At 71.8% G+C, this 26,771-nt stretch carries 25 protein-coding genes, 1 tRNA gene and 1 pseudogene; 9 read left to right on the plus strand and 18 right to left on the minus strand.

The window, feature by feature from the left end:
• Positions 1 to 386: 386 nt before the first annotated feature.
• The 7 genes and pseudogenes from AC4OXY_RS40740 to AC4OXY_RS40770 all read right to left on the minus strand — a co-directional run bounded on the left by AC4OXY_RS40740 (position 387) and on the right by AC4OXY_RS40770 (position 7,011).
• Positions 387 to 1,043 carry a tetratricopeptide repeat protein gene (locus tag AC4OXY_RS40740; protein WP_491992231.1) on the minus strand — a complete coding sequence of 219 codons (657 nt, stop codon included), beginning with the start codon at positions 1,041 to 1,043 and terminating at the stop codon, positions 387 to 389.
• Positions 929 to 1,384: a tetratricopeptide repeat protein gene (locus tag AC4OXY_RS40745; protein ID WP_491994721.1), complete on the minus strand. Its 456-nt coding sequence runs from the start codon at positions 1,382 to 1,384 to the stop codon at positions 929 to 931. Before AC4OXY_RS40745 ends, AC4OXY_RS40740 begins: the two co-directional genes overlap by 115 nt.
• 228 nt (positions 1,385 to 1,612) lie before the next feature.
• Positions 1,613 to 2,807, minus strand: a pseudogene (locus AC4OXY_RS40750) (hypothetical protein); the annotation flags it as partial.
• A 164-nt stretch (positions 2,808 to 2,971) separates the two neighbouring features.
• Positions 2,972 to 3,499 (minus strand): NUDIX hydrolase family protein, encoded by a 528-nt coding sequence (locus tag AC4OXY_RS40755; RefSeq protein WP_376291630.1) that lies wholly within the window; start codon positions 3,497 to 3,499, stop codon positions 2,972 to 2,974.
• 16 nt (positions 3,500 to 3,515) lie between these two features.
• A complete protein-coding gene (locus tag AC4OXY_RS40760) occupies positions 3,516 to 4,694 on the minus strand; it encodes an amidohydrolase family protein (RefSeq protein ID WP_491992232.1) in 1,179 nt (392 codons plus the stop codon).
• A 1-nt stretch (position 4,695) separates the two neighbouring features.
• Entirely contained in the window at positions 4,696 to 6,099 is a 1,404-nt protein-coding gene (locus AC4OXY_RS40765) for a type I glutamate--ammonia ligase (protein WP_362821777.1), read from the minus strand.
• 102 nt (positions 6,100 to 6,201) lie between these two features.
• Positions 6,202 to 7,011: an SAM-dependent methyltransferase gene (locus tag AC4OXY_RS40770; RefSeq protein ID WP_356028439.1), complete on the minus strand. Its 810-nt coding sequence runs from the start codon at positions 7,009 to 7,011 to the stop codon at positions 6,202 to 6,204.
• Positions 7,012 to 7,218: 207 nt separating this feature from the next.
• On the opposite strand from AC4OXY_RS40770, the gene AC4OXY_RS40775 reads away from it, so the two are divergent.
• Positions 7,219 to 8,073, plus strand: coding sequence for a Cof-type HAD-IIB family hydrolase (locus tag AC4OXY_RS40775; protein ID WP_356028561.1), 855 nt, complete (start codon positions 7,219 to 7,221; stop codon positions 8,071 to 8,073).
• 13 nt (positions 8,074 to 8,086) lie between these two features.
• Here AC4OXY_RS40775 and AC4OXY_RS40780 read toward each other — a convergent pair whose 3' ends face one another.
• Both AC4OXY_RS40780 and AC4OXY_RS40785 read right to left on the minus strand, forming a co-directional pair.
• Positions 8,087 to 8,884 (minus strand): SAM-dependent methyltransferase, encoded by a 798-nt coding sequence (locus AC4OXY_RS40780; protein WP_356028441.1) that lies wholly within the window; start codon positions 8,882 to 8,884, stop codon positions 8,087 to 8,089.
• A gap of 142 nt (positions 8,885 to 9,026) precedes the next feature.
• Complete coding sequence (locus AC4OXY_RS40785; RefSeq protein WP_356028444.1) at positions 9,027 to 9,842, minus strand: alpha/beta hydrolase; 816 nt, start codon at positions 9,840 to 9,842, stop codon at positions 9,027 to 9,029.
• A gap of 118 nt (positions 9,843 to 9,960) precedes the next feature.
• On the opposite strand from AC4OXY_RS40785, the gene AC4OXY_RS40790 reads away from it, so the two are divergent.
• From AC4OXY_RS40790 to AC4OXY_RS40800, 3 genes are all read left to right on the plus strand, one after another.
• Positions 9,961 to 11,148, plus strand: coding sequence for a thiolase family protein (locus tag AC4OXY_RS40790; RefSeq protein WP_356028447.1), 1,188 nt, complete (start codon positions 9,961 to 9,963; stop codon positions 11,146 to 11,148).
• Between the two features lie 69 nt (positions 11,149 to 11,217).
• The gene (locus tag AC4OXY_RS40795; protein WP_362821783.1) at positions 11,218 to 12,744 is read left to right on the plus strand and encodes a long-chain-fatty-acid--CoA ligase; all 1,527 of its coding nucleotides are present in this window, start codon (positions 11,218 to 11,220) and stop codon (positions 12,742 to 12,744) included.
• 72 nt (positions 12,745 to 12,816) lie between these two features.
• Positions 12,817 to 13,599 carry a sulfite exporter TauE/SafE family protein gene (locus AC4OXY_RS40800; RefSeq protein WP_491992233.1) on the plus strand — a complete coding sequence of 261 codons (783 nt, stop codon included), beginning with the start codon at positions 12,817 to 12,819 and terminating at the stop codon, positions 13,597 to 13,599.
• Here AC4OXY_RS40800 and AC4OXY_RS40805 read toward each other — a convergent pair.
• Positions 13,596 to 14,384, minus strand: coding sequence for an HAD-IIA family hydrolase (locus AC4OXY_RS40805; RefSeq protein WP_376291439.1), 789 nt, complete (start codon positions 14,382 to 14,384; stop codon positions 13,596 to 13,598). The two genes, AC4OXY_RS40800 and AC4OXY_RS40805, sit on opposite strands and share 4 nt — an antisense overlap.
• A 61-nt stretch (positions 14,385 to 14,445) precedes the next feature.
• On the opposite strand from AC4OXY_RS40805, the gene AC4OXY_RS40810 reads away from it, so the two are divergent.
• Entirely contained in the window at positions 14,446 to 15,192 is a 747-nt protein-coding gene (locus AC4OXY_RS40810; RefSeq protein WP_362821785.1) for a cobalt-precorrin-6A reductase, read from the plus strand.
• Between the two features lie 9 nt (positions 15,193 to 15,201).
• Here AC4OXY_RS40810 and cobF read toward each other — a convergent pair whose 3' ends face one another.
• Both cobF and AC4OXY_RS40820 read right to left on the minus strand, forming a co-directional pair.
• Positions 15,202 to 15,975: a precorrin-6A synthase (deacetylating) gene (gene cobF, locus AC4OXY_RS40815; protein WP_356028459.1), complete on the minus strand. Its 774-nt coding sequence runs from the start codon at positions 15,973 to 15,975 to the stop codon at positions 15,202 to 15,204.
• An 81-nt stretch (positions 15,976 to 16,056) separates the two neighbouring features.
• Entirely contained in the window at positions 16,057 to 16,575 is a 519-nt protein-coding gene (locus AC4OXY_RS40820; RefSeq protein ID WP_376291443.1) for a DUF309 domain-containing protein, read from the minus strand.
• A gap of 105 nt (positions 16,576 to 16,680) precedes the next feature.
• Here AC4OXY_RS40820 and AC4OXY_RS40825 point away from each other — a divergent pair.
• A tRNA-Pro gene (locus AC4OXY_RS40825) sits at positions 16,681 to 16,757 on the plus strand.
• A 28-nt stretch (positions 16,758 to 16,785) separates the two neighbouring features.
• Here AC4OXY_RS40825 and AC4OXY_RS40830 read toward each other — a convergent pair.
• The 6 genes from AC4OXY_RS40830 to AC4OXY_RS40855 all read right to left on the minus strand — a co-directional run bounded on the left by AC4OXY_RS40830 (position 16,786) and on the right by AC4OXY_RS40855 (position 23,579).
• A complete protein-coding gene (locus tag AC4OXY_RS40830; RefSeq protein WP_491992234.1) occupies positions 16,786 to 17,799 on the minus strand; it encodes an MASE1 domain-containing protein in 1,014 nt (337 codons plus the stop codon).
• Between the two features lie 21 nt (positions 17,800 to 17,820).
• Positions 17,821 to 19,200: a PP2C family protein-serine/threonine phosphatase gene (locus AC4OXY_RS40835; protein WP_376291447.1), complete on the minus strand. Its 1,380-nt coding sequence runs from the start codon at positions 19,198 to 19,200 to the stop codon at positions 17,821 to 17,823.
• A 167-nt stretch (positions 19,201 to 19,367) separates the two neighbouring features.
• Positions 19,368 to 20,255 carry a carbohydrate ABC transporter permease gene (locus tag AC4OXY_RS40840; protein ID WP_356028468.1) on the minus strand — a complete coding sequence of 296 codons (888 nt, stop codon included), beginning with the start codon at positions 20,253 to 20,255 and terminating at the stop codon, positions 19,368 to 19,370.
• Positions 20,252 to 21,241, minus strand: a complete 990-nt coding sequence (locus tag AC4OXY_RS40845) for a carbohydrate ABC transporter permease (protein WP_376291450.1) — start codon at positions 21,239 to 21,241, stop codon at positions 20,252 to 20,254. The genes AC4OXY_RS40840 and AC4OXY_RS40845 overlap by 4 nt, the downstream gene beginning before the upstream one ends.
• Positions 21,242 to 21,249: 8 nt before the next feature.
• Positions 21,250 to 22,563, minus strand: coding sequence for an ABC transporter substrate-binding protein (locus tag AC4OXY_RS40850; protein ID WP_356028473.1), 1,314 nt, complete (start codon positions 22,561 to 22,563; stop codon positions 21,250 to 21,252).
• A gap of 224 nt (positions 22,564 to 22,787) precedes the next feature.
• Positions 22,788 to 23,579, minus strand: coding sequence for a GntR family transcriptional regulator (locus AC4OXY_RS40855; RefSeq protein WP_376291453.1), 792 nt, complete (start codon positions 23,577 to 23,579; stop codon positions 22,788 to 22,790).
• A 177-nt stretch (positions 23,580 to 23,756) separates the two neighbouring features.
• On the opposite strand from AC4OXY_RS40855, the gene AC4OXY_RS40860 reads away from it, so the two are divergent.
• The 3 genes from AC4OXY_RS40860 to AC4OXY_RS40870 are packed head-to-tail and all read left to right on the plus strand — an operon-like array spanning position 23,757 to position 26,771.
• Positions 23,757 to 24,776, plus strand: coding sequence for a substrate-binding domain-containing protein (locus tag AC4OXY_RS40860; RefSeq protein ID WP_356028477.1), 1,020 nt, complete (start codon positions 23,757 to 23,759; stop codon positions 24,774 to 24,776).
• Positions 24,776 to 25,855: an ABC transporter permease gene (locus tag AC4OXY_RS40865; protein ID WP_356028479.1), complete on the plus strand. Its 1,080-nt coding sequence runs from the start codon at positions 24,776 to 24,778 to the stop codon at positions 25,853 to 25,855. Before AC4OXY_RS40860 ends, AC4OXY_RS40865 begins: the two co-directional genes overlap by 1 nt.
• Before the next feature lie 4 nt (positions 25,856 to 25,859).
• A complete protein-coding gene (locus tag AC4OXY_RS40870; protein ID WP_356028482.1) occupies positions 25,860 to 26,771 on the plus strand; it encodes an ATP-binding cassette domain-containing protein in 912 nt (303 codons plus the stop codon).

Genomic DNA, 26,771 nt, shown 5'->3' on the forward strand with positions numbered 1-26,771 from the left:
CCTTCGCATGTCCAACTGTTCGTTCCCCAGCCCCCTTTGCCATTGTTTTGAGGCTTCTGGTGCAGCTGTTGCCTCAGTCGCTCACGAACCTGAACGCAACCTGAACGCCTGCCGGTGATCCCTGGTGGCGCACCGTGTGACCTGCTAGGAGCGTGGGGCGGGGTGGCCCGAGGGGCCACCCCGGGGTGATCTCCTCGGCGTCAGATCATGATGCAGCCGTCCTGGCTGACTTTCGCCGCCGAGGACGGTACGGCGGCCGAGGCGTCCGGCGCCGGCAGCAGGAGTTGCTACTCGGTTGTCATGTGGATCTCAATGGTGTTCGCCTGCTGCTCGATGGAGTGCGTTTTCCGCGGCCGTCAGCTCGCTCGCGTCCTGCGTCCGGTCGGTCAGGCGGACGGCGGTGCGCAGGAGCGCGACGGCGTCCTCGGGCCGGCCCAGGTCGCCGTAGGTCTCACCGAGGCAGCGTGTGGCCCTGGCCTCCTGGTGGGCCGCACCCGGGGCGTGTGCGTTGTCCAGTGCGGCACGGAAATACCGCACGCCTTTTCCCTCTCGCCCGTGTGGCGCAGGACTTCCCCGAGTCCGATCAACATGTCCGCCTCGCTCTTCGGGTCCTTGAGCGCCCGGAATTCCGCGAGGGCCTCCTCGTGGAGCTGCAACGCGCGGGCGGATTCTCCGCAGGAGGCCAGAATGTCGGCCAGACCGCCCTTCACCGTCGCCCGGTCGTATCGATTTCCTGAGGAGTCGAGAAATTTCAGCGCCTCCTCGAAGGAGCGCCGGGCGGATTTCAGTTCGCCGGTCCGGAAATAGAGGTCACCCATGTTGTTGAGGGTCTTTCCGAGCGACGTGTGGCCGTCGGTCGCGGTGAATCCGCTGACGGCCTTCTCGAAGTGTTCCAGGGCCCTTTCGTGTTCGCCGAGGAACAGCGATGTCAGGCCATGTCGTTGTGCCCCCGGGCGCTGTCCCAGGCGTCCCCTGTGATCTTCCTGATGGCGAAGGACCGCTGGAGGAGGGAGAGCGCGGAGCGGTGGTCCCCAACATGCCACTTCAGCGTGCCCAGCGTCCGGAGTATCTCCGCCTCCGTGTCGCCGCTGCGCCGGGCGATGTCCCGCGCCCGCTCGCCGATCCGCGTGGCCTGCGGGTAGTGACCGGCGCAGGTGTGGGCGGTGCTCAGGTGATCGAGGGCGCGGCACAGCACGGGCTCGTTCCCGGTCCGGCTCCAGTGGGCGGCCGCTGGTTCGAGGACGGCCCGTGCCTCCTGCCAGTGGCATTCGGCGTTCAGGAACTCCGCGAGGACGTAGGCCAGTTGGGCGGCTCCTCGGCCCGGCCGTGCGTACGGCAGTGGTGCTCCACGGCCAGCAGGTTCGGACGTTCGACGGACAACCACGCACGTGCCGCCCGGGCGTCGCCAGCCGGGCGAGCTGCCACGGCGTGGTCCGCGCCGGGGCCGGCCTGCGGCGTCGTGGAAAGGCCAGCCGGTCCGCGTGATCCGCGGCCGCGAGGTGGAAACTCCGTCAGACGGCGCACGACCGCGGCGCGCTCCTGCGCGCTGTCGTCCGCGAGCGCCCGGGACAGACCGTACTCGCGCAGCAGATCGTGATAGTGGTACCGCTCGGGCACGGGCTCGCGCAGCACATGGCAGGCCAGCAGGGACGGTGACCGGCGCATGTGCCGGGTGCCCGAGGCCCAGCGTCCGGTACGGCAGCCGGCGCATGTTCCGGTTGAACCGGCCCGGTTCGGACGTGATCCGCGCGCCGATCGCCGCGTACTCCTCCCGCCGGTATTCGGCGGCCGCGTACGCGAGCTGGTCGAGCAGCGGATGCACCGGTGACAGCGCCGGTGCCGTCAGGGCGAGGGCGGCGGCCGGGGACGCCGGGTTGATCTCCTGCGCCGGTGAGGCCACGAGCAGGAGCGGAGCCGAGGTGAGCGTGCCGTACAGCGTGACCGATCCGTGGTCGCCGATGATCCGGTCCGCGGCGATCAGCACGCTGCGCCAGTCCGCCTCCGGCGGAACCAGCGCGATCCCGGACCGCGCACAGCGCGCCAGCCAGGCGCGGACCTGCCAGGCCCCGTGCCCGGACCAGACGTTCGGATGCGCCAGCAGGACACAGCGGTAGCGTCCGTCCGGCAGCTCGGTGAGCAGGCGGGGCAGCAGTGCCGTGAGCCGGCCGAACGCCGAGCGGGTCCCCCACGTCGAGGCGACGACCACCGGCTTCTCCCCGTCCCGGAGCCCGAGCGCCCGCCGGTACGCGCCGCGCAGCGGCAGGCTCACGGACATCCGGTCGTACGCCGGGTCCCCCCACGACCTGGGCGTACGGGAGGGACTCGGGGCAGTGCCGCGCCAGCTCGTCGAGGTCGGCGTGATGCGGCAGGACCACGGCGGCGGGCAGCTTCCCGCCGGGCGCGACGTCCTGCCGGCGCAGCCCGAACACCCCCGCCTCGGGGCCCGACCGCATGCGTTTGAGATAGGACGCGCCGTGCGGCAGGGCGAACAAGGGGGCGGAGAGCCGTTCGACCCCCCGGGGCCCCGCCGCCACGGCCACGTCGAAGGGCGTGCGGACCGCCTCCTCCCAGGGCAGCACGGCACAGCCGAGCCGCCCGAGGAAATGCGGCACTTCGTCGCCCAAGACGTGCGGCGCGGTGGACGCCACCTGGACCCGGAAGTCGTCCTCCAGCAGCGACAGAATGTCGACCAGTCGTTTCGCGTAGGTGACGGTGTGCGCGACGGTCAGGACCGTCCTGCGCCCGAGCAGCGTCGGCCACTGGCGTCCCGTGGCCGACGACTCCGTGTCCGAACCCACTGCCGACACGGTGTACCCGCGTTGTCTCTCGCGAGTCCCTTACGGGCTGTCCACCGTGGCTCTGCCCGGCCGCGCGGACGGAGGGCTTGCCGCCGCCTTGCGGAAACCTTGCGGCGGTGGGGCGCCGGGCGCGGGCCGGCGCCCGGCCCGGCCGGCTGGTCCTGCCGCCGTCCTCAGACCGCCACTCCCGCATGGGCGAGCGCCTGCTTCAGCAGCACCGCGTGCCCGCCCGGCATCTCGCCCTGCACGGCCGCCGAGGCGGCCTCCTGGGGGGTGAACCAGACCAGGTCCAGCGCGTCCTGGCGGGGGCGGCAGTCGCCGGTGACCGGGACGATGTAGGCGAGCGAGACCGCGTGCTGGCGCGGGTCGTGGTAGGGGGTGATGCCCGCCGTCGGGAAGTACTCGGCGACGGTGAAGGGCTGGAGCGAGGTGGGGATGCGGGGGAGCGCGACCGGGCCGAGGTCCTTCTCCAGGTGGCGCAGCAGGGCGTCGCGGACCCGCTCGTGGTGCAGGACGCGGCCGGAGACCAGGGTCCGGCTGACCGTCCCGTCCGGGCCGATGCGCAGCAGCAGTCCGATGCTGGTGACCTCGCCGCTGTCGTCCACGCGCACGGGCACGGCCTCGACGTACAGGATCGGCATGTGGGCCCGGGCCATTTCCAGCTCGTCCGAGGTGAGCCAGCCGGGCGTGGTTTCGGTCATGTCTGACATTGCTTGATCATACTTTCCGGGCGGGGCGCTCGCTGGGGTCGCGGGCCGGTTCGGGTGCGGGCTGTCCGTAGAGGCGGCGGGCGTTGTCGGCGCCCGTCCAGGCGGCGATGCGCAGGGCGTCGGGCAGGCTCAACTCGTCGGCGTCGACGCGTTCCTGGAGGAGATCGGCGAGCCCCTGGCGGAAGCAGAGGGCGCCGAGATGGTGGAACTCGGCCACACCGTACGCGTCCGAGCTGTACAGCAGCTTGCGGAACGGGGTGATCTCCAGCGCCTCCGCCAGCACCGCCCGGCAGCGGGCCGGACCGGTGTGGTGCAGGGCGAGGCCGACGTCCAGGTACACCTGCTCGAACACCGCTGCCAGATAGGCGGCTTGGCGGTGGTACGGCCAGCAGTGCAGCAGCAGGACCGGGATCGTGCCGGAGATCAGGCGCAGCCAGTCGGTCAGCAGGGCCGGGTCGGCGTGGTGCAGCCGCAGGTCGGCGTCGCCGAAACCGGTGTGCAGCTGGAGGGGGAGGCCGAGGTCCACGGCGGTCCACAGCAGGTGCCGGACCAGGACCGGGTCGCTCAGCCGCCCGCCCGCCGCCAGCCAGGCCCCCGCGGCCCGGGTCACCTCCCGTGCCGGCGGGCGGGCCGGGTCCAGGGCGAAGCCCGTGCGGTAGGCGGCCACCGACTTCACCGCCACCACGTCCGGCCCGCGGACCGCCTCCTCGGCCGCCGCCCGGAACACCTCGGCGTACGCGTCCGCCGCGACGCCCCGCGCGGCCACCGCCTCCGCCACCTGCTCCAGGCGTACGACCTCGAAGGCGGCGGCGCCGGAGGCCGCGGCCAGTTGTGCGGGGGTGGTGAGCGGGTGGGTCGTGTAGCCGGTGTCCACGAAGAACGCCGCGGCCCCGGCGGCGGTCAGGAAGCGGCGGTTGACCTCCCGCCAGCCCAGCTCCGTACGGCGGGCCGTGTAGGCGTCCGGCGGCGCGTGCCGCGGGAGGTCCAGCAGGGGCGCGCAGTGCCGGCGCACGGCCACTCCGGCGGGCGTGTCGAAGGGCGACACGCCGGGCCAGGCCGCGCCCTCGGTGAGGAGTGCGGCGAACTCCCCGGGCGCGAGGTCGGCCGTCACGGCGCCGTGGCAGTGGTGGTCCACCAGCGCGAGGCCGGCCAGGGCCTCGTGGACCGGTCCCGGTGCGGGGGCCACCTCAGTACACCCAGCGGTAGGCGGCCGCCACCTGCGCGTCGTCCAGACCCTCGACCGCCGCCGCCTCGCCGAGCCGTACGGCGCTCACCGCGTCCGCGAGGACCGGGCCCAGCGCGGACCGCAGCACTGCGTCGGCGCGGAACTCCCGGACGGACTCCGGCAGGGAGCGCGGCAGCCGGCGGACGCCGAGCGCCGCCGCCTCGTCCGGGCCGTAGCGGGCCGGGTCGCCGGTGATCTCCTCGGGCAGCGTGCGCGCCCCGGCCAGACCGTCGAGGCCTGCGGCGATGACGCAGCCGAGTGCCAGATAGGGGTTGGCGGCCAGGTCCACCGGCTTGACCTCCAGATTGGCGTCCTGCTCGTGGCGGCCCGCCGTACCGGTGACCACCCGCAGTGCCGCCTCCCGGGTCTCCCGGCCCCACGCGGTGAACACCCCTGCCCACTGGGAGGGTCTGAGCCGCAGATGACTGGCCGGGCTCGGGGCGGTGACCGCCGTCAGCGCGGGCAGCCGGGCCAGGATCCCGGCCGCGAAGGACTCCGCCTCGGGCGTCATGCCGTAGCGCCGCTCCCCGCCCGCGTGCAGGTTCACCCCGTCGCGCCGGCAGGACAGGTGCAGATGGCCGCCGTTGCCGACGCCCTCGGCGGACACCGCCGGCGCGAAGGAGACTCTCAGGCCGTGCCGTGCGGCGAGCGCGCGGATCGTCTGCCGGACCAGCACGCTGCGGTCGGCCGCCGCCACCGGGTCCAGCGCACCCACCGAGATCTCGAACTGGCCGGGGGCGTACTCGGGGTGGAGCTGGTCGACCGGGACGTCCTGCGCCTCGAACGCGGCGAGCAGGTCGGCGGTGTAGTCGCTCAGCTCCACCTGCCGGATCGCGCCGTACGCCGGACCGGAGACCGCCGGGACGAACTCACCGGCGGGCGCCGAGTCCAGGCCGAGCGACCACTCGACCTCGATCGCCGCCCGGAACGTCAGGCCGTGCCGCTCGGCCGCGTCGGTCACGATCCGGCGCAGGAAGGTCCGGGCGCAGCCGGGGTGCCGGGCGCCCTCCTGGGTGATCCGGTCCACCGGCGCCCACGCCCAGCCGGGCTGCCCGGCCAGCACCACCAGCTGGTCGAGGTCGGGGTAGAGCCGCAGATCGCCGTCCGGGGAGCCGAGGACGTCGGTGGTGACGACGGAGTCGTTCGCGAGGAAGGTGTCGAACACCGGGGACATGCCGACACCCCAGGACACGGCCGCCGCCAGCCGGGCCGTCGGCACGGTCTTGATCCGGCAGACGCCCGCGGTGTCGACGTACGCGAGGACGATCCCGCGCACGTCCCGCGCGGCCAGGCCGGTGGTGAGCGCGGCGACCCGGCGCAGATCCTCGGGGCGCCCGCCGGGCACGGGATCGGCAAGGGTGGTCATACGTCCTCCTCGGCTACGTCCTCGGCGGGCACGGCCCGGGCGCGTCCTCGTCGGCCGCGTCCGCCCTCGCGCGGCCCGCGGGGTGCCGGCGCCGGGCCGGCGTCAGCGTTTCACGGCCACCGCGCCGAACTGCGGCACCGGCGCCGCGACGGCCGGGTCGGCGCGCCACTGCGAGCAGGGCACGAGGCCCGGCTCGACCGGCTCCAGGCCGTCGAGGAACGCGGCGATCTCCGCGCGGCTGCGGGCGGTGATGGGCGGCGTGGCGTGGGCGTTCCAGAACTCCATCGCCGCGCGGTTGCCCTCGCCGCCCACGTCACCGTCGTAGGTCGGATGGGTGAGGACCAGAGCGCTGCCGGACGGCAGGGCCGCCACCAGCCGCCGCACGATGTCGCGGGCCTCGCCGGTGTCCAGGACGAAGTTCAGGATGCCCAGCATCATCAGCGCGACCGGCCGGGTCAGGTCCAGGGTGTCGGCGGCGCGTCGCACGATGGTGTCCGGGTCGCGCACATCGGCGTCGATGTAGTCCGTGGCGCCCTCGGGCGCGCTGGTGAGCAGCGAGCGGGCGTGCACCAGCACGATCGGGTCGTTGTCGACGTACACGATCCGGGACTCGGGCGCGATCCGCTGCGCGATCTCGTGGGTGTTGTCCACGGTCGGCAGGCCCGTGCCGATGTCCAGGAACTGCCGGATCCCGCGCTCCGCGGCCAGGAACCTCACCGCCCGCGCCAGGAAGTCCCGGTCCGCGCGGGCCACGTCGCGGATCACCGGGAACAGTCCCGCGACGTGCTCGCCGACCTGCTGGTCGACCTCGTAGTTGTCCTTGCCGCCGATCCAGTAGTTCCACACCCGGGCGTTGTGCGCCACGGAGGTGTTCAGTCTCGCCGGTCCGGCTGTGGGGGAGCCCTCGGTCACGTCGCCGCCCTTCTCGCACGCGGTTGCCCGCCGTCATTGTGCCGCCCGTTGATCGCGCTGTCCCGGGAAATGCCCGCTCCGGGCGGTTCGGGGACGCTCCGGGACGTCCCCGGTCATCGGGGACCGGCTCCGGGACACCGCGTCGCACGGGGAACGATCGCATGAGGAACACTGGACGCCGTCACTCCCCCCGACCGGAAGCAGGACATGCCCGCCACGCCCGCGCCCCTCCCCGACACCGCCGGCCTGCCCACGGGTCCCGCCGACATCCGGCTGATCGTCACCGACATGGACGGCACCCTGCTGGACAACGCCAAGCGGATGCCCGAGGGACTGTGGCCGATGCTCGCCGAACTGCGCCGCCGCGGCGTGCTGTTCAGCCCCGCCAGCGGCCGCCAGTACGCCACGCTGGCCCGGCAGTTCGCCGAGGTTGCCGAGGGCATGGTGTTCATCGCCGAGAACGGCACGTACGTGGTCCGCGACGGCGTGGAGCTCAGCTCCGACACCCTCGACGCGTCGGTGGCCGCGCGGATCGTCCGGACGGTGCGGGGACTGGCCGAGGACGGTGTGGACGTGGGCGCCGTGGTGTGCGGCAAGCGGGCGGCGTACGTGGAGCGGACCGACGAGGCGTTCCTGGCGGAGGTGCGCACGTACTACGCCGAGCACCGCGTCGTGGCGGACCTCACGGCCGTCGACGACGACGTGATCAAGGTCGCGCTGCTCGACTTCGGGTCCGCCGAGCACACCACCGCCCCCGCGCTCGCCGAGTTCGCCGGCACTCATCAGGTCGTCGTCTCCGGCGAGCACTGGGTCGACGTCATGAACCGCACGGCCAACAAGGGCACCGCCCTGCGCGGCCTGCAGCGGGCGCTCGGCATCACGCCCGCGCAGACCATGGTCTTCGGCGACTACCTCAACGACCTGGAGATGCTCGACGCGGCCGACTGGTCCTTCGCCATGGCGGGCGCCCACCCCGAGGTCGTGAGCCGGGCCCGCCACCTGGCACCGTCCAACGACGACAACGGCGTGCTGCGGACCATCTCCCGGATCCTCGGCCTGTGACCGAGGGGCCCGGTCAGGGCTTGGCGGCGACCGCGCCGTACAGGGAGACGGGGCCCCGGTCGTCCGGTGCCGTGTCCGCGCGCCAGTCGGCGACCGACACGACGCCCGGCTCCAGCAGGTCGAGGCCCCGGAAGAACGCGGCCACCTCGTCGCGGGAGCGGGCCACCAGGGTCACTCCGCCCGCGGCGTAGGCGGCGATGCCCTTCTCGACGTTCTCCCGCTCGAAGTCCGCCGTCATCATCGACAGCACCAGCCGGCTGCCCGGCGCCAGCGCGTCCACCAGCGTGGAGACCAGCTCGTGGGCGCCGTCCTCGTCGGCCACGAAGTGCAGCAGCGCGATCAGGGACAGGGCGACGGGACGGCCGAAGTCCAGGACGCGGGCAGCCTGTTCGAGGATGGAACGCGGATCGCGGGCGTCGGCCTGGACGTACTCCGTGACGCCCTCGGGTGTGCCCCGCAGCAGCGCGCTCGCGTGGGCGAGGACGATCGGGTCGTTGTCGACGTAGACCACCCGGCTGTCCGGGGCCACCGACTGCGCGATCTGGTGCAGGTTGGGCTCGGTCGGTATGCCGGTGCCGATGTCCAGGAACTGGCGGATGCCGTCCTCGGCCACGGTGCGTGCGGCGCGCTGCATGAACGCCCGGTTGGCGCGCGCGGCGCGCAGGGCGCCCTCGTCGATCGCCGTGATCCGGCGGCCCAGTTCCTCGTCGACCGGGTAGTTGTCCTTGCCGCCGAGGAACCAGTCGTACACCCGGGCCGGATGCGGCCGGGTGGTGTCGATGCGCGATGCGGCCGGCTCGGTCCCCGTCACGTGCTGCTCCTCCGCTCGGCCGGTCCCGGTGGTCGCTCCGGGACGTGCGGGCAGCAGTCTGGCACGATCATGCCATCCGGCGCACGCCCCGCGGACACCGGCGGCCCCCTCAACCCGCCGTCCGGCAGGGCCCGTTGGGGTGTCATCCGGGCAGGGTGCGGTCCAGGAAGCTGCGCACCTCCGCGAAGGCCGCCGCCCGGTCCGGCTCCGTCTCGTGGAACACCTCGTGCCGCGCCCCGGCGAAGATCCTCTGGGTCAGCCGCCCGCCGCTCAGCCGCTCCACGCCCGTCCGGCTGCCGGGCAGCGGCACCAGCCGGTCGTCGTCCCCGTGCAGCCACAGCAGCGGCAGCCCGCCCACGTCGCCGCTCTTCTCGACGGTCTCCAGCGTCCGGGCGAACGCCTCCAGCGTCGGCCGCTTCATCGGCCCGTGCCACACCAGCGGATCGGCGGCGTAGGCGGCGCCCACGGCCGGGTCCCGGGACAGCGCGGCCGGGCTGACCGGGACGTCCGGGATCTGCGGCAGCGCCAGCAGCCGCCCCGGCAGCTCCCAGGCGCCGATCACCGGCCCGGACAGGACCAGCGCGCTCAGCTCGGCGCCGTACCGCTGGGCGAAGCGGGCCGCGATCAGCCCGCCCATGGAGTGGCCGACCAGGACGAGCGGCAGGCCGGGGTGCGCGCGGCGGGCGAGGTCCGCCGCGCCGTGCACATCGGTGACGACGTCCTCGAAGTCCTCGATCACCACGCGTTCCCCGGCCGAGCGCCCGTGGCCGACGTGATCGGGCCCGTACACGGCGGCCCCGTGCGCGTTCAGGACGGCCGCGAGGCCGTCGTAGCGGCCCGCGTGCTCGCCGTACCCGTGCACCACCAGGGCCAGGTAGCGGGGCGCCGGGTGCGGCCATTCGCGTACGGCGATGGGGCCGCGGGTGCCGTCGAGGGTGTGCTCGCGGACGTGGGGCATGTCTCCTCCGGGCGACTCGGTGAGGGCCGGGAGGATCTTCCCAGCGGGCCGGTCCGAGGTCTATAGTCCAAAACTAGCAGTGCTAATTAATGACACCCGTCGGTCAGGAGTCCAAGCCGTGCGTCCCGTCCACTTCGCGGCCGCCCGCCGCACCCCCATCGGCAAGCTGCGCGGAGCCCTGTCGGGTGTCCGGCCCGACGACCTGGCCGCCACGGTGATCCGCGCACTGGTCGCCGGCGTGCCCGCGCTCGACCCGGCCCGGATCGACGACGTCTACTGGGGCGCGGCCAACCAGGCCGGCGAGGACAACCGCAACGTCGCCCGGATGGCCGTCCTCCTCGCCGGGCTCCCCGAGTCCGTGCCCGGCGCCACCGTCAACCGGCTGTGCGCCTCCGGCCTGGAAGCGGTCACCTCGGCCGCCCGCACCATCGCGGCCGGCGAGGCCGACATCGTGATCGCCGGCGGCTCCGAGTCCATGAGCCGGGCCCCCTTCGTGCTGCCCCGCCCCGACGAGGCCCTGCCGCCGCGCATCGAGACCCACGACACCCGGCTCGGCTGGCGCCTGGTGAACCCGGCGATGAAGGACCTGCACGGCCTGCTGTCCATGGGCGAGACCGCCGAGGAGGTCGCCGAGCGGTACGGCATCTCCCGCGACCGGCAGGACGAGTTCGCCCTGCGCAGCCACCAACGGGCCGCCACCGCCCGGAAGAACGGCCACTTCGACGCCGAACTCCTGCCCGTGGAGCGGCCGGACGGCGTCGTGGTCGAGCAGGACGAGTGCGTCCGCGAGGACACGTCGCTGGAGAAGCTGTCACGGTTGAAGCCGGTCTTCCGGCAGGGCGGGACGGTCACGGCGGGCAACGCCTCGCCGATGAACGACGGCGCGGCCGGACTGCTGCTGGTCAGCGAGGAGGCCCTGGAGGAGCTGGGCCTGGAGTCCCTCGGCCGCTACGTCGCGGGCGCCTCCGCGGGCGTGCACCCCGACGTCATGGGCATCGGCCCGGTACCGGCCACCCGCAAGGCGCTGGACCGGGCCGGCTGGGACGTCGCGGACCTCCAGGAGGCCGAGTTCAACGAGGCGTTCGCCGCACAGGCCCTCGCCTGCGTCGACCAGCTCGGCATCGACCCGGACCTGGTCAACCCGACCGGCGGCGCCATCGCCCTCGGCCACCCCCTCGGCTGCTCCGGCGCCCGCATCCTGACGACGCTGCTGCACCGCATGCGCCGCACGGGCGCGCAGCGCGGACTCGCGACCATGTGCGTGGGCGTGGGACAGGGCAGCGCCCTGCTGGTGGCGCGGGACTGACCTCAACAGACGCTCCCCACGAGGGAGTTCGGTAGTACGAGCCGCAGCAAGGAAACGGAGCACCCCTCCATGGCAACCCTGTCCGTCGCCGCCATCCTCGCCGAGAACGCCAGGCGCCGTCCCGGAAAGACCGCCCTCGTGGAAGGTGAACTGCGGCTCACCTTCGGCGAGGTGTGGCAGCGCTCCCTCGCCCGGGCGGGCGCCCTCACCGGGCTCGGCGTACGACCGGGGGACCGGGTCGCGCTGATGGCCCCCAACACCGCCGAGTTCCCCGTCGCCTACTACGCGACCGTCGCGGCCGGCGGAGTCGTCGTACCGGTGCATCTGCTCCTGTCGGCCGGCGAGGTCGAGCACGTGCTGCGGGACAGCGGGGCGAACCTGCTGCTCGTACACCCGGCCCAGGCGGCGACCGGGCGGGCCGCCGCCGAGGCCCTCGGGGTCCGAGTGATCACCCTGGGCGAGGAGTTCGACAGGCTCGCGGCGCGGGCCGAGCCGCTGGTGTCGTACGTCAGCCGGACCGCCGACGACCCGGCCGTGATCTTCTACACGAGCGGCACGACCGGCGTCCCCAAGGGCGCGGTCCTCAGCCACTTCAACATCGTGATGAACGCGACGGTCAACGCCTTCGACGCCAACGACATCCGCCCCGACGACATCGCCCTCGGCGCGCTGCCGCTGTTCCACGCCTTCGGGCAGACCGTCTCGCTCAACTCCACCTGGCGGGCGGGCGCCACACTCGTCCTGCTGCCCCGCTTCGACGCGGCCCGCGCCATCGAGCTGATGGTCGCGGAGGGCGTCAACACCTTCCAGGGCGTGCCGACCATGTACGTCGCCCTCGCGGCGGCCGCGGCGCGGGCGGAGCGGCTGCCCGAGCTGCGGGTCTGCGTCTCCGGCGGAGCCTCGCTGCCGGTGGCCGTGCTGGAGCGGTTCGAGGAGGCGTTCGGCGCGCGGATCTACGAGGGGTACGGGCTGTCGGAGACCTCGCCGACGGCCACCGTCAACCAGCCGCTGTTCGGCACCAGGCCCGGCACCATCGGCCACCCGCTGTGGGGCGTCGACGTGGAGATCGCCCGTGCCGAGGTGGAGGACCGCGTCGAGCTGCTGCCGGCGGGGGAGCTGGGCGAGGTCGTCATCCGCGGCCACAACGTCTTCTCCGGCTACCTCGGGCGGCCCCGGGCCACGGCCGAGGCCCTGGTCGACGGCTGGTTCCGCACCGGCGACCTCGGCACCAAGGACGACGAGGGCTTCCTGCGCATCGTCGACCGCAAGAAGGACGTCATCATCCGCGGCGGCTACAACGTGTACCCGAGGGAGGTCGAGGAGGTCCTGGCCCGCCACCCCTCGATCGCCCAGGTCGCGGTCATCGGCCTGCCCGACGAACTGCACGGCGAGGAGGTGTGCGCCGTCGTCGTCCCGGCGCCGGGCACCGCCCCCGACGCCGCCGCGCTCACCGAGTGGTCCAAGGAGCACCTGGGGCGGCACAAGTACCCGCGGCGCGTGGAGTTCACGGACGCGCTGCCGCTGGGCCCCAGCATGAAGGTGCTGAAGCGGGAACTCCGGGCGACGTACGCGGAAAAGTGCGCGGATCAGTCATAGCGGTCGGCAGGGGTCACCAGGCGAGACGGTGCTTACGCCGAAGGCTTGTCCGGACATAGCATCGGTCTCCGCATGAACACGATGACGCTCTGGCACATATCCGGCGGGGAGTTCGCCGCGCTCGCCTTCGCGGCCCTCCTCGTCGGCTTCTCCAAGACCGCGGTGAGCGGGGCCAACACGGTGAGCCTCGCCATCTTCGCCGCCGTCCTGCCCGCCCGCGCCTCCACCGGCGTGCTGCTTCCCGTCCTGATCGCCGGCGACGTCCTCGCCGTCCTGACCTACCGGCGGCACGCCCACTGGCCCACCCTGTGGCGGCTGTTCCCCGCCGTCGCGGCCGGGGTCGTGCTCGGCACGCTGTTCCTGGTGTGGGCCGGCGACGGGGTCGTGCGGACCTCCATCGGCGCGATCCTGCTGCTGATGGCCGGTGTCACGCTGTGGCGGCGGCGCCGGACGGAGTGTGCGGACGAGCCGGACGGGCCGGACGCCGTGACCGGTCGGGCGGGCCGGGCGAAGGCGCGCTCGTACGGCGTGCTCGGCGGGTTCACGACGATGGTCGCCAACGCGGGCGGCCCGGTGATGTCGATGTATCTGCTCTCGGCCGGTTTCCGGAAGCTGGGCTTCCTCGGCACGTCGGCGTTCTTCTTCCTGATCGTGAACCTGTCCAAGGTGCCGTTCAGCGCCGGCCTCGGCCTGATCGACGGACGCTCGTTGCTCCTCGACGCCGCGCTCGCGGTGTTCGTCGTGCCCGGTGCGCTCATCGGCAAATGGGCTGTGAACAGGATCAACCAGCGACTCTTCGAACAACTCGTGATCGCGGCGACGGTGGTGGGCGGGGTCCAACTGCTCCTGCGCTAGGCCGAGGGCGACGACAGCCCCAGCAGCGCCGGGAGGTCCGCGAAGGAGTCCAGGACGTGGTCCGGGCGCCCGCTCGCCCGCTCCAGGCTCCGCGGCAGGAACTTGCCCGTGCGCACCAACACCCCGGTGATGCCGAGCCGTTGCGCCGCGAGGACGTCGTACTCGACGTCGTCCCCGACCATCAGCGCCTGCTCCGCGCCGACGCCGAGACGCCCGAGGGCCGCCTCGAAGAACGCCCGCGACGGTTTCCCGGTGACCTCCGCCTCGACCCCCGCGGCCGCCTCCAGGCCCGCCAGGAACGCCCCCGTGTCCAGCCGGAGTCCCTCGTCGGTGCGCCAGTACAGGTTCCGGTGCATGGCGACCAGCCGCGCGCCCCGCCGGATCCGGCCGAAGGCCCGATTGAGCGCCTCGTAACCGAACTCCGCTCCGGCGCCGCCGAGCAGCACGACGTCCGGGACGTCGTCGTCGCGGTCCCCGACGAGGGTGATCCCCGCCAGATCCTCCCCGACGTCCCCGCTGTTCAGCAGCGCGACGCGGGCCCCGGCCAGCCGGTCGGCGGTGGCGGCGGGGGCCGTCAGTACGTCCTCGGCGCCCACCGGGAACCCCGCCCGGGCGAGCGCCGCGGCGACGGACGCCCGGGACCGGGAGGTGGTGTTGGTCACCAGGACCACCCCCAGCCCCGCGTCCCGGACCGCCCGCAGCGCCGCCACCGCACCCGGCAGCGGCTTCCAGGAGACGGTGAGGACACCGTCGATGTCGATCAGCACGGCCCGCACGGATTCCATGGCCCCGACCGTAGCGACCCGGGCGCCGTACGGGCCCGTACGACCGCCTACGCTCACCCCTATGCCCGCGCACGTCCTGATCCTCGGCGGCACCACCGAGGCCCGCCGCCTCGCCGCCGACCTCGCCGCCCGCCCCGGCGTCCGGGTCACCACGTCCCTGGCCGGCCGGGTCGCCACCCCGGGCGCGCTGCCCGGCGAGGTGCGGACCGGCGGCTTCGGCGGCGCGCAGGGCCTCGCCGACTGGCTGCGCGCCCACCACGTGGACGCGCTGGTCGACGCCACCCACCCCTTCGCCGAGTCGATCACGGCCAACGCGGCCCGCGCGGCGGCCGCCACCGGGATCCCGCTGACCGTCCTGCGCAGGCCCGGCTGGCGGCCGGTGCCGGGGGACCGCTGGTACGACGTCCCCTCCCTGCCGGCCGCGGCCGAGACCCTGCCCCGCCTCGGCCGCCGGGTGTTCCTGAGCACCGGCCGGCTGGGTCTCGCGGTGTTCGCCCGGCTGACGGACCTGCACTTCGTCGTCCGCTCGGTCGACCCGCCCGAGCCGCCGCTGCCCCCGCACACCGAACTGGTCCTCGCGCGCGGCCCGTTCACCGTCGCCGACGAGACGGACCTGCTGCGCGCCCACCGCATCGACGTCCTGGTGACCAAGGACAGCGGCGGCGGGGCCACGGCCGCGAAACTGACCGCCGCGAGGGACCTCGGGCTGCCCGTCGTCGTGGTACGCCGCCCCGCGCTGCCCCCGGACGTGACGGCGGTGCCCGACGTGGCGGCCGTACGGGAGCGGCTCGGACTCGGCCCGGCCTGACGGCCGCCCCTACTGCTCGCCCGGGTTCCTGCGCAGCAGATACGTGTCCATGATCCAGCCCTTGCGCTCGCGCGCCTCGGCCCGCACCCGCTCGATGCGTTCGGCAGCCTCGGCGATCGGGCCGGAGACCAGGATCTCGTCCTCGGTGCCGAGGTACGCGCCCCAGTAGATGTCGATGTCGTCCTCGGCGTACCTGCGGAACGTCTGGTGCGCGTCCAGCATCACCACCACGTCGTCCACGTCCTCGGGGAAGCCCTCGGCCAGCCGCCGACCGGTGGTGATCTGCACCGGCCGCGCCACCCGGTTCAGGCCCGTGCGATGCCGGGCGACCAGCGTGGAGACACTGCTGATGCCGGGGACGACCACGTACTCGAACGCGACCGCCCCGCGCGCCAGCACCTCCTCCAGGATCCCGAGCGTGCTGTCGTACAGCGCCGGATCGCCCCACACCAGGAACGCGCCGGTGCCGTCCTCGTCCAGCTCCTCGGCGATCAGCCGCTCGTAGATCCCGGCGCGGGCGCTGCGCCAGTCCTCCACCGCCGGCGAGTACGCCGAGCCGCCCGCCGTCCGGTCCCGCTCGGGGTCACGGGCCTCCACCACCCGGTACGACCCCGCGGGCAGATGCGTGTCGAGCATGTCCCGGCGGAGCTGGGTGAGATCGCTCTTCACCTCGCCCTTGTCGAGCAGGAAGAACACGTCCGTGCTCCGCAGCGCCTTGACGGCCTGCAGGGTCAGCTGGTCGGGGTCGCCCGCGCCGATACCGATGACATGAATCTTTCGCACGCCCCGAGTCTGCCGCATACCGCTGACCACGCGTCCACCGCCTCCGTACGCACGGTCGGCACGGCCGGTCGGCCCTGCCGGTCAGTGCAGCTCGCCCCACCCGAGCCGAGGCGCCTCGGCGACCGGATCCACCGGGCCGGCCCCCTGCTCCACCCGCTGCGCCAGCTCCCACGCCCACCGGGCGAGCCCGGCGAGATCCATCCCGTAGGGCCGGTCCTCGCCGCGCGCCTTCTCCCACGCCGCCACCGCCCCCGCGCCCCGCCGCAGCAGGCGCGCCCCGCCGACGGCGTTGCCGCGCGCCGCGTGGGTGAGCCCCACCGCCAGCTGGGCCAGCCCCCGCCACAGCGCCCGCTCGTCCTCGGGACCCGACTTCCAGGCGTCCTCGAAGACCTCGTGCGCGTGGAAGGGCCTGCCCGCCGCCAGCAGGGCCTGCGCCTCGGCGACCGTCTCGTCGGGCGTCCGCACGACCCCCTCCGGCTGCCGGGGCACGCCCTGCGTGCCGTAGGGCAGCGGGCGCCCGAGCCCGTCCCGGGGCCGAGCGTTGCGCGCCCGCCCGTCGGCGTCGCGGTCCCTGGCATCCGATGCGCCCGCGTTCGTCATGGCGCCGATTCTCCCCCGCTCCCCGCGGCCGCTCTTCGGCGCACCCCCGGACGTGGGGTAAAGTTCTGTTCGCGCGATCACGCGGTTCACCGCGAGCGAGCGCATCGGGACGTGGCGCAGCTTGGTAGCGCACTTGACTGGGGGTCAAGGGGTCGCAGGTTCAAATCCTGTCGTCCCGACCAGCTTTGCAGCAGGTCGGAGGTCGTCTTCTCAGGGATGAGGAGACGACCTTCTCGTTTCCGTGGGGCCGTCCTCGCCGGGGAGTGTCGGGCGATGGTCGCCGGTGGCGATCCTGGCCACCATCCCGGCGAGCTGCCCGCAGGCCCGCGCGATCTCGCGCTGGGTCTCGTTCCGCTCGCTGATGACCGCCGCGACCAGCAGCGCGGTCAGCGAGGCGGAGCCGTTGAAGGCCTGGAGGGTGATCATGCTCGTGAGCAGGTCGTGACCGGAGAACGGGCCTGATCCACGCGTGGCGGCGATGATCGCGAAGGTGGACACGGCCAGCGCGCAGGGCGCGGCTCCGGCCAGCTGGAAGCGGAAGGCCGCCCAGATGAGCAGCGGGAAGCCGAGGAACAGGAGCGGCGTGGTCCCGGTCTCGACGACACCGACGCCGGCGGTCGCGGCCGCCAGCAGCAGCCCCTCCGCCCACCGCACGGGCGGCGCCCCCTTCGGCCAGCGTGCCGAGCTGAGGACGAGCAGGACCGGCGTGACCACGAGCACGCCCATCGCGTCGCCGGTCCACCAGACCGACCACGTCGGCCAGAAGCCCTCGGCGTTCAGGACGCCCGCGAGGATCAGGGTCCCGCTGCCCGTGGTCGCGCTGATCAGCATCCCGGTGAACGCACCGAGGAAAATCAGGGCGAGTGCGTCGCGCAGTCGGTCCAGTTCGTTCCGGAATCCCACGCGGCGCAGCAGCGCGGCGGAGCAGACGGGCGCCAGGGTGTTGCCCGCCGTGATCGCGAGGACGGCCGGGAGCGACGGCCCCAGCGAGATGTTGACCAGGAACGCGCCGAGCGCGATCCCGGGCCAGAGCTTCCAGCCGCGCAGGAGCAGGCCCGCCAGCGCGATCCCGCTCGGCGGCCACAGCGGGGTGACCTGGCCGCGCACCAGCTGCTGGAGCAGGCCCAGCCTGGCCGAGCCGTAATAGAGCGCGGTCATGGCGCAGATCTCCAGAACGGCCACCGCACCACTGCGGCCGAGCCGCACCTGCCGCGCGTCGGGCATCGGGCGACCTCCGCGTCGATGTCACCCCCGAGGTCCATCATCCGCCGGTTGTCCCGGATGCTCCATGTCGCCGGGCGGTGTGCGGACGGCGAGGATGGCCATGTCGTCGTGACCGTCGCTGGGGTGGTGCTCGGCCAGGGCCCGGACGAACGCGGGCAGGGACAGCCCGGAGTGTTCCACGGCGAGCTGGGCGAGTACGTTCAGCCGCTCGTCGATGGGGTGCTCGGGATGCTCGACCAGCCCGTCCGTGAAGAAGATCAGGGTGGCGTCCGGGGGCAGCAGCCGGGAGTGGTCCGGGCGCGGCTGATCCGTGTCGACGCCGAGCGGCAGTCCGGGCTCGCCGAGCAGGTACGTCGCGCGGCGCTCACGGGTGAGCAGCAGGGGCGGGACGTGGCCCGCGGTGCTCCAGCGCAGTCGCCAGCCCGGTCCCTCCGGTTCGACGCGGGCCAGCGTGGTGGTCGTGACGGGATTGTCCGTGATGGCCTCCAGCGCCCGGTCGAGCCGGGCGAGGACCACGCCGGGCGGGTCGCTCCGGTCGAACAGCAGAGCGCGCATCATGTTCCGGGTGGAGGCCATCGCGGCCGCGGCCCGCAGATCGTGGCCGACCACGTCACCGATCACGACGGCCACCACCTGGTCGGGCAGGGGGACGGCGTCGTACCAGTCCCCGCCCAGCTGGCTCGGCTCGGCGGCCGGCCGGTAGATGGCGGCCGCGGTGAAGGGCCGCAGGTCGGGCAGGGTGGGCAGCAGCAGCCGCTGGAACTGCTCGGCTCCGACCCGGATCCGTTCGAAGAGGCGGACGTTCTCGATCGCGATGCCCGCGGCGCCGGCCAGGGCGAGGACGACGTTCTCGTCGTGCAGGTCGAAGGGCTTTCCGTCGTACCGCTCCGACAGGTAGAGGTCGCCGTAGATCTCGCCGCGCACGCTGATGGCGACGCCGAGCAGGGTGTGCAGGCGCGGATGGCCGGGCGGGAACCCGGTGGAGGCCGGGTGGGCCGGGATGTCGTCGATCCGCAGGGGTTCGGGGTAGCGGATCAGGTGGCCGAGGACCCCCAGACCGCGCGGCATGCCGGTCTCGGTCAGGGCCTTGCGCTCGCGCTCGCTCAGGCCGGCCGTGATGAACTGCTCCAGGCGCTCCCCGGACTCGTCGAGTACGCCCAGTGCCCCGTACCGGGCGCCGACCAGCTCCATGGCGGTGGTCACGATGCGGTGCAGCACCGCGGGCAGTTCGACCTCGCGGCTGATGGCCACCACCGCGTCCAGCAGGCCCTGGAGCCGGTCCATGGAGGACAGCAGGGCGCGCAGCTGCTCGTCGATCCGGCCCAGCTCGGAACGCAGGCGCGCGTGCAGGTCGGGCAGGTGCGGCTGCCGAGGTTGTCTGCCCTGCCTCTCTCCCGCCATCACGGACGCCCCGTCCTTCCATGGGCCCCCTCACCACCGGGGCCGACGGCCATCGCTGCGTCGTCTTTGATTGTGCACCTGCGCCCGGGCCGCCGCGGGCGCAGGCCACCCGGGCGGGTACGGTGCGCTGCCCGGTTCGCTGGTGAAAGCCGCAGGTCAGGAGGTGTTCAGCCCTTGTTGGAGCCCAGTGTGAGGCCGTTGACGAACTGGCGCTGGAGGGCGAAGTAGACGATCAGGGTGGGGATCGCAGTCAGGAGGGAGCCCGCCGCCACCAGGTTGGGGTCCGTGAAGTACTGGCCGGAGAGGTTGTTCAGGGCCGAGGTGATCGGCATGTTCTCACCGGTCGAGATCAGCACCAGCGCCCAGAAGAAGTCGTTGTAGATCCAGATCGACAGCAGGGTGGCCAGGGCGGCCATCGCCGGCTTGCACAGCGGCAGCGTGATCTGCCAGTACAGCCGCCACACCGAGGCCCCGTCGACCAGTGCGGCCTCGGTCAGCTCGTGCGGGAGCGAGCGCATGTAGTTGCTCAGCACGAACGCGCAGAACCCCGACTGGAACGCCACATGGATGAGCACCAGGCCGAGCGCGGAGTCGTACAGCTTGCCGCTCGCCGTGATGCCCGGCAGGTCGGTCAGCAGGTACAGCCGGTACAGCGGGGTGATGATGACCTGCTGGGGGAGGAGGTTTCCGGCCGTGAAGACCAGCAGGAGGGCGAGGTTGACGCGGAAGTCGAAGCGGCTGACGTAGAACGCCACGCAGGAGGAGAGGAACAGGGTCAGCAGCACGGCCGGCACCGCGATGATCAGCGTGTTGCCGAAGTAGTGCAGCATGTCCGACTGCTGGAACGCGTTCGTGAAGTTCGCGAACGTCAGCTTGCTCGGCCAGGAGACGTAGCCCTTGGCGCTGGTCTCGCTGTACGGCCGCAGGGCCGAGAAGACCGCCCACAGGAGCGGGGCCAGCCAGGCCAGCGCCGTACCGGCGAGGAAGACGTGCAGCAGCACCCGGGCCGGGCGGATCGGGGCGCGGCGCGTCGGCGGGAGAGTGGTGCTGCTCATGCGCGCCGCTCCTTCCGGAAGGTGGCGATCAGGTACGGGATGATCACCGCGAGGGAGATGACCAGCAGGACGACGGCGATGGCGGAGCCGTAGCCGATCCGGCTGGACTCGCCGATGATGTTGTTCGTCACCAGGATCGACAGCAACTCCGTGCCCTGGGCGCCCTTGTTGAAGACGAAGACCAGGTCGAAGGCGCGCAGCGACTCGATGATGGTGACGACGAGGACGACCGTGTTGGTCGGGCGCAGGGTGGGGAAGATGACGTTCCTGAACGTCTGCCACTCGTTCGCGCCGTCCAGCGCGGCGGCCTCGCGCAGCGACGGGTCGACGCTCTTCAGGCCGGCCAGGTACAGGATCATCATGTAGCCGGCGTGCCGCCAGGACGCGGCGATGAGGACCGCCCACAGGTTCAGGTGCGGGTCGCCGATCCAGTCGATGTAGTGGCCGGGCTTGTTGGCGCCGATGATGCTGTTGATCAGGCCGGTGTCCGGGTTGTAGACGAGCTGCCAGACGAAGCCGATGCAGGCCATCGAGATGACGACCGGCAGGAAGAAGGCGGTCTGGTAGACCCGGCTGAAGCGGATCCGCTTGTCCAGCTGGACGGCCAGGAACAGGCCGAACGGCGTCGGGATCAGGATCAGGACCACGAACCAGATGACGTTGTGCTGCAGGGCCGGCCAGAACTGCGGGTTGTCGTTGAAGAGTTGTTTGAAGTTCTCCAGGCCGACCCACTTGATCGAGTCGAAGCCGATGCCGTCCCAGGTGGTGAAGGCGAGGAGGATCGAGGCGAGTGCCGTGACCCAGACGAGGGCCACGTGCAGGATCGTCGGCACGCCCGCCATGAGGCCGAGCGTGATCCGGTCGCGGCGGGTCAGCAGACGCCGGTGGCTCCGCGTGGCCCGCTTCGCCCCGGGCGTGGGCCCCGGGGACGGCGCGGCGGCCGCCTCCGGGGTCTGCGTCGTCGTGTCAGTCGTGTCGGTCGTCATCGGGTCGCTCACTGGGACGCGAAGATCGTCTTCTTCTGGCGCTCGATGGACGACAGCAGGCTGTCCACGCCCTTGGGGTTCTGGAGGAACTTCTGCAGCCCCGGCTGCATCACCGTGGAGGTGAAGTCGGGCCGGGAGTCGCGGTCCATGAACTGGGTGAGGTTCTTGGCGGCGCCGATCATCTCGAACGCCTTCTTCTGCAGCGGCGAGTAGGCGGAGGTGGAGGCCTTGTTGGAGGCGGCGACCACGCTCGGGTCGGTCTTGAGGTACGTCTCCTCGGCCGCCGGGCTGCCCAGGTACTCCATCAGCTTCACGACACCGTCGTGGTTCTTCGGAGACTTGCTGACCATGAAGCCGTCGGTCGGCGCCTCGACCGTCTCCTGCCCGTACGCGGAGTTGATCTCCGGGAAGGGGAAGAAGTCCAGGTCGTCCAGGTCGGCCTTGTTGGTGAACTGCTGGGCCACGAAGGAGCCGAGGAGGTACATGCCGGCCTTCTTCGACACCAGCGTCTGCGCGGCGTCCTCCCAGGTACGGCCCATGAAGCCGTCCTGGTGGTAGGGCAGGATCTCGGCCCAGTGGTCGAAGACGGCCTTCACCTTGGCGTCCGTCCAGGAGGCCTTGCCCGCCATCAACTGGACATGGAAGTCATAGCCGTTGAGCCGGAAGTTGATCTGGTCGAAGGTGCCCATCGCGGGCCACGCGTCCTTGTCGCCGAAGGCGATCGGGACCAGGTTGTCCTTCTGCATCTGCTTGCACAGCGCGACGAAGTCGTCCCAGGTGGCCGGGACCTTGTAGCCGTGCTGCTGGAAGACGCTCTTGCGGTAGAAGATCGCCCAGGGGTACGTCGTCAGCGGCACGAAGTAGTACTTGCCGTCCTGGCCCTTGCTGAGCTTCTTCATCGCGTCGGGGAAATTGTCCCCGATCTTCTGCCACACGTCGTCGATCGGCGAGGCCAGGCCCTTCGCCGCGAAGAACTGCATGCGGTAGCCGGCGAACCAGTTGAAGACGTCGTCCGGGGTGCCCTGCAGATACGAGTTGATCTGCTCCTGGAAGGTGTTGTGGTCCTTGGTGTTCACCGCGACCGTGAGGCCGGACGTCTTCTTGAAGTCGGCGTAGACGCCTTCGAAGGCCTTCTTCGGCACCGCGTCCGAGGCGTTGGAGCCGACCGTGACGGTCTTCGGGTCGGAGGAGGAGCCGCTGCCCCCGCAGGCGGACAACAGGGGGACGCCGGTACCGGCGAGCAGGGCGGCACCGCCTGCCGTGCGCAGCAGCGAGCGTCGGCTGGGACCCGGGACGGAAACACCGGAGGGCGAGAGGCGCATGGCGGCTCCTGAGGAATACAGGGCTCGGTCAAGGGGATGAGTTGATCACCGAAAGGTTGTCGAAACCGCTCAGAAACCAACTCGACCGAACATCGTGGGCGTCATAACACCCCCATGTCCGCTCATGCGTCAATAGGTCGGCTCGCACTCGGGGGTCTCTTGCCCGAAACGTAATCGTCATCGTTACCTGCAACTTCGGCGAAGAGCAGGCAGAGTTGAAGGAGTCAGGGCCTGACCAGCAGCTGGAAGTCGAAGGCGTAGCGCGAGGCCCGGTAGACGTGGCTGCCGTACTCCACGGCCCGGCCCGTGTCGTCGTACGCGGTGCGCCGCATGGTGAGCAGGGCCGCGCCCTCCTTCTCGTTCAGCAGGCCGGCCTCGTCGGCGGTGGCGCTGCGCGCGCCGATGGACTGCCGGGCGCTGTGCAGCACGATCCCGGCGGACCGCAGCATCTCGTACAGGCCCGTCGACTCCAGCCGCTCCGTGGGGAGTTCGAGCAGCGCGGGCGGCAGGAAGTTGCACAGGAACGCCACCGGCTGGCCATGGGCCGAGCGCAGCCGCTCCAGTACGGTGACCTCGGCGCCCTCCGCGATGCCGAGAGCCGCGGCCACGTCGGCGGGCGCCGGGATCCGCTCGCCCCGCAGCACCCGGGTGGTCGGGCCCTGTCCGGCCGCGGACAGGTCGTCGTAGAGGCTGCTGAGCTCCAGCGGGCGCTTGACCTGGCTGTGCACGACCTGCGTGCCGACGCCTCGGCGGCGTACCAGCAGGCCCTTGTCGACCAGGGACTGGATCGCCTGGCGGACGGTGGGACGGGACAGGCCCAGCCGTGCGGAGAGGTCGACCTCGTTGCCCAGGAGGTTGCCCGGAGCCAGCGCGCCCTGCTCGATGGCGGCCTCCAGTTGCTGTGCGAACTGGTAGTACAGCGGTACCGGACTCGTGCGGTCCAGGGCGAACGTGAGGCTGTCGAGCGCCCGGTCACCCGGTGCCGTTCGCTGCGGTGTGCGGTGTACTGGGCTCATGCCTGTCAGGTGTAGGCCCGTGAAGGTCCAGATGTCAATGATTTGTACTTACATTCGGACCTGCTCGTGAAATGATGTCTTAACAAAGTATTGACAGCGGGCTCACCAGGGACTTGGATCCCGTCCCAACGCATCAGCGTCCTTCCCCCGTCGCACGCACAGTGAGGTGCTGGAAAGATGGACCGCTCTTCTCCCTCCCGGTTTCGCCGATCGGCCCCCTTCGTGGCGGTGGCCGCGGCGGCGGCCCTCACCCTCGCCGGGTGCGCCAGCGCCCACGGCGGGAAAAAGGCCGAGGAGGCGGCCCAGAACGCCTCGGCGGGCAAGGCCAACACCCCTCGGATGACCGTCGCCATGGTCACGCACCAGGCGCCCGGCGACACCTTCTGGGACACCGTCCGCAAGGGCGCCGAGGCGGCCGCCGCCAAGGACAACATCAAGCTGGTCTACTCCGCCGACCCGAACGCGGGCAACCAGGCCAACCTGGTGCAGAACGCGATCGACCAGAAGGTGGACGGCGTCGCGGTCACCCTGGCCAAGCCGGACGCGATGAAGGCCGTCGTCGGCAAGGCCGAGCAGGCGGGTATCCCGGTAGTGGGCCTCAACTCGGGACTGAGCGACTGGAAGCAGCTCGGAATGCTGTCGTTCTTCGGCCAGGACGAGAGCGTCGCGGGCGAGGCGTTCGGCGACAAGCTGAACACGACCGGGGCCAAGAACGTCGTCTGCGTCATCCAGGAGCAGGGCAACGTGGGCCTCACCCAGCGTTGCGACGGCGTGAAGAAGACGTTCAAGGGCACCACTGAGACCCTGTACGTGAACGGCACCGACATGCCGTCCGTGCGCTCGACCATCACGGCGAAGCTGAAGCAGGACAGCTCGGTCGACACGGTCGTCACCCTGGGCGCCCCCTTCGCCCTCACCGCCGTGCAGTCGGTGGGCGACGCGGGCAGCAAGGCCAAGGTCGCCACGTTCGACCTGAACAAAGACCTCGTCAAGGCCGTCCAGAACAGCAGCATCGAGTTCGCCGTCGACCAGCAGCCCTATCTCCAGGGCTACCTGGCCGTCGACGCACTGTGGCTCTACAAGAACAACGGCAACTACAGCGGCGGCGGCGTCCAGCCGGTGCTCACCGGTCCGGCCTTCGTCGACAAGTCCAACGTCGACAAGGTCGCCGAGTTCGCCGCGAAGGGGACCCGGTGATGAGCATGGCCCAGCACGCCGAGCCGGCCGTGGGGACGACACCCCCGGCGTCCGGTCCCAAGGCGGCCGACGGCCGCACCGCCCGGCGCCCCCTGGTGCTGCGCCTGCTGGCCCGGCCGGAGGTGGGCGTCTTCCTCGGCGCCGCCGCCGTACTGATCTTCTTCCTCGTCGTCGCGCCCTCGGTCCGTCAGGGCAGCTCGATGGCCACGATCCTCTACCAGTCCTCGACCATCGGGATCATGGCCCTGCCGGTGGCCCTGCTGATGATCGGCGGCGAGTTCGACCTCTCCTCCGGCGTCGCCGTGATCTCCTCCGCCCTGACCGCGAGCATGCTCAGCTACCAGCTGACGTTGAACGTGTGGACGGGCGTGATCGTCGCCCTGGCCGTCTCCCTCGCGATCGGCTTCTTCAACGGCTGGATGGTGGTCAAGACCGGCCTGCCCAGCTTCCTGGTCACCCTCGGCACCTTCCTGATCCTCCAGGGCGTGAACCTCGCGGTGACCAAGCTCGTCACCGGGAACGTCGCCACCGACGACATCAGCGACATGGACGGCTTCGACCAGGCCAGGAAGGTCTTCGCGTCGTCGTTCGACGTCGGCGGGGTGCAGGTGAAGATCACCGTGGTGTGGTGGGTGGTCTTCGCGGCCATCGCCACCTGGGTGCTGCTGCGCACGAAGTACGGCAACTGGATCTTCGCGGTCGGCGGCAACAAGGAGAGCGCGCGGGCCGTCGGTGTCCCGGTGACGTTCACGAAGATCTCGCTGTTCATGCTGGTCGGCTTCGGCGCCTGGTTCATCGGCATGCACCAGCTGTTCTCCTTCAACACGGTGCAGTCCGGCGAGGGCATCGGCCAGGAGCTGCTCTACATCGCCGCGGCCGTCATCGGCGGCTGTCTGCTGACCGGCGGCGCGGGTTCGGCGATCGGCCCGGTCTTCGGCGCGTTCATGTTCGGCATGGTGCAGCAGGGCATCGTGTACGCCGGCTGGAACCCGGACTGGTTCAAGGCCTTCCTCGGCGTGATGCTCCTCGGCGCCGTCCTGATCAATCTGTGGGTCAGCCGCGCGGCGACCCGGAGGTGAAGCGATGACTGACAACAAGGCAGCCACCCACGGCGCCGTGCTCGCCGACACCCCGCCCGCCGGTGAGGGGGCCCTGGTCGAACTGCGCGGTGCGGGCAAGTCCTACGGCAACATCCGCGCGCTGCACGGCGTGGACCTCACCGTGCACGCGAACAAGGTGACCTGCGTGCTCGGTGACAACGGCGCCGGCAAGTCCACCCTGATCAAGATCATCTCGGGTCTGCACCAGCACACCGAGGGCGAGTTCCTCGTCGACGGCACCCCGGTACGCTTCTCCAGCCCGCGCGAGGCCCTCGACAAGGGCATCGCCACCGTCTACCAGGACCTGGCGACGGTGCCGCTGATGCCGGTGTGGCGCAACTTCTTCCTGGGCTCGGAGATGACGAAGGGCCCCTGGCCGGTCCGGCGCCTGGACATCGCCGGGATGAAGGCCACGGCGGACGAGGAACTGCGCAACATGGGCATCGTCCTGGACGACCTGGAACAGCCCATCGGCACCCTCTCCGGCGGCCAGCGCCAGTGCGTCGCCATCGCCCGCGCCGTCTACTTCGGCGCCCGCGTCCTGATCCTCGACGAGCCGACCGCCGCACTCGGCGTCAAGCAGTCCGGCGTGGTCCTGAAGTACATCGCCGCCGCCCGCGACCGCGGCCTCGGCGTCATCTTCATCACCCACAACCCCCACCACGCCTACATGGTCGGCGACCACTTCAGCGTCCTGCGCCTCGGCACCCTCGAACTGTCCGCCGAGCGCGCGCAGATCAGCCTGGAGGAGCTGACCAACCACATGGCAGGCGGCGCCGAACTCGCCGCGCTCAAGCACGAACTGGCCCAGGTACGCGGCGTCGACACCGAGGAACTCCCCGAGGAGAGCGACCTCACCGCACCCGTGGCGACCTCCCCGGAAGGAAACACCTGA

The sequence above is a fragment of the Streptomyces sp. HUAS MG56 genome, from assembly GCF_058673395.1.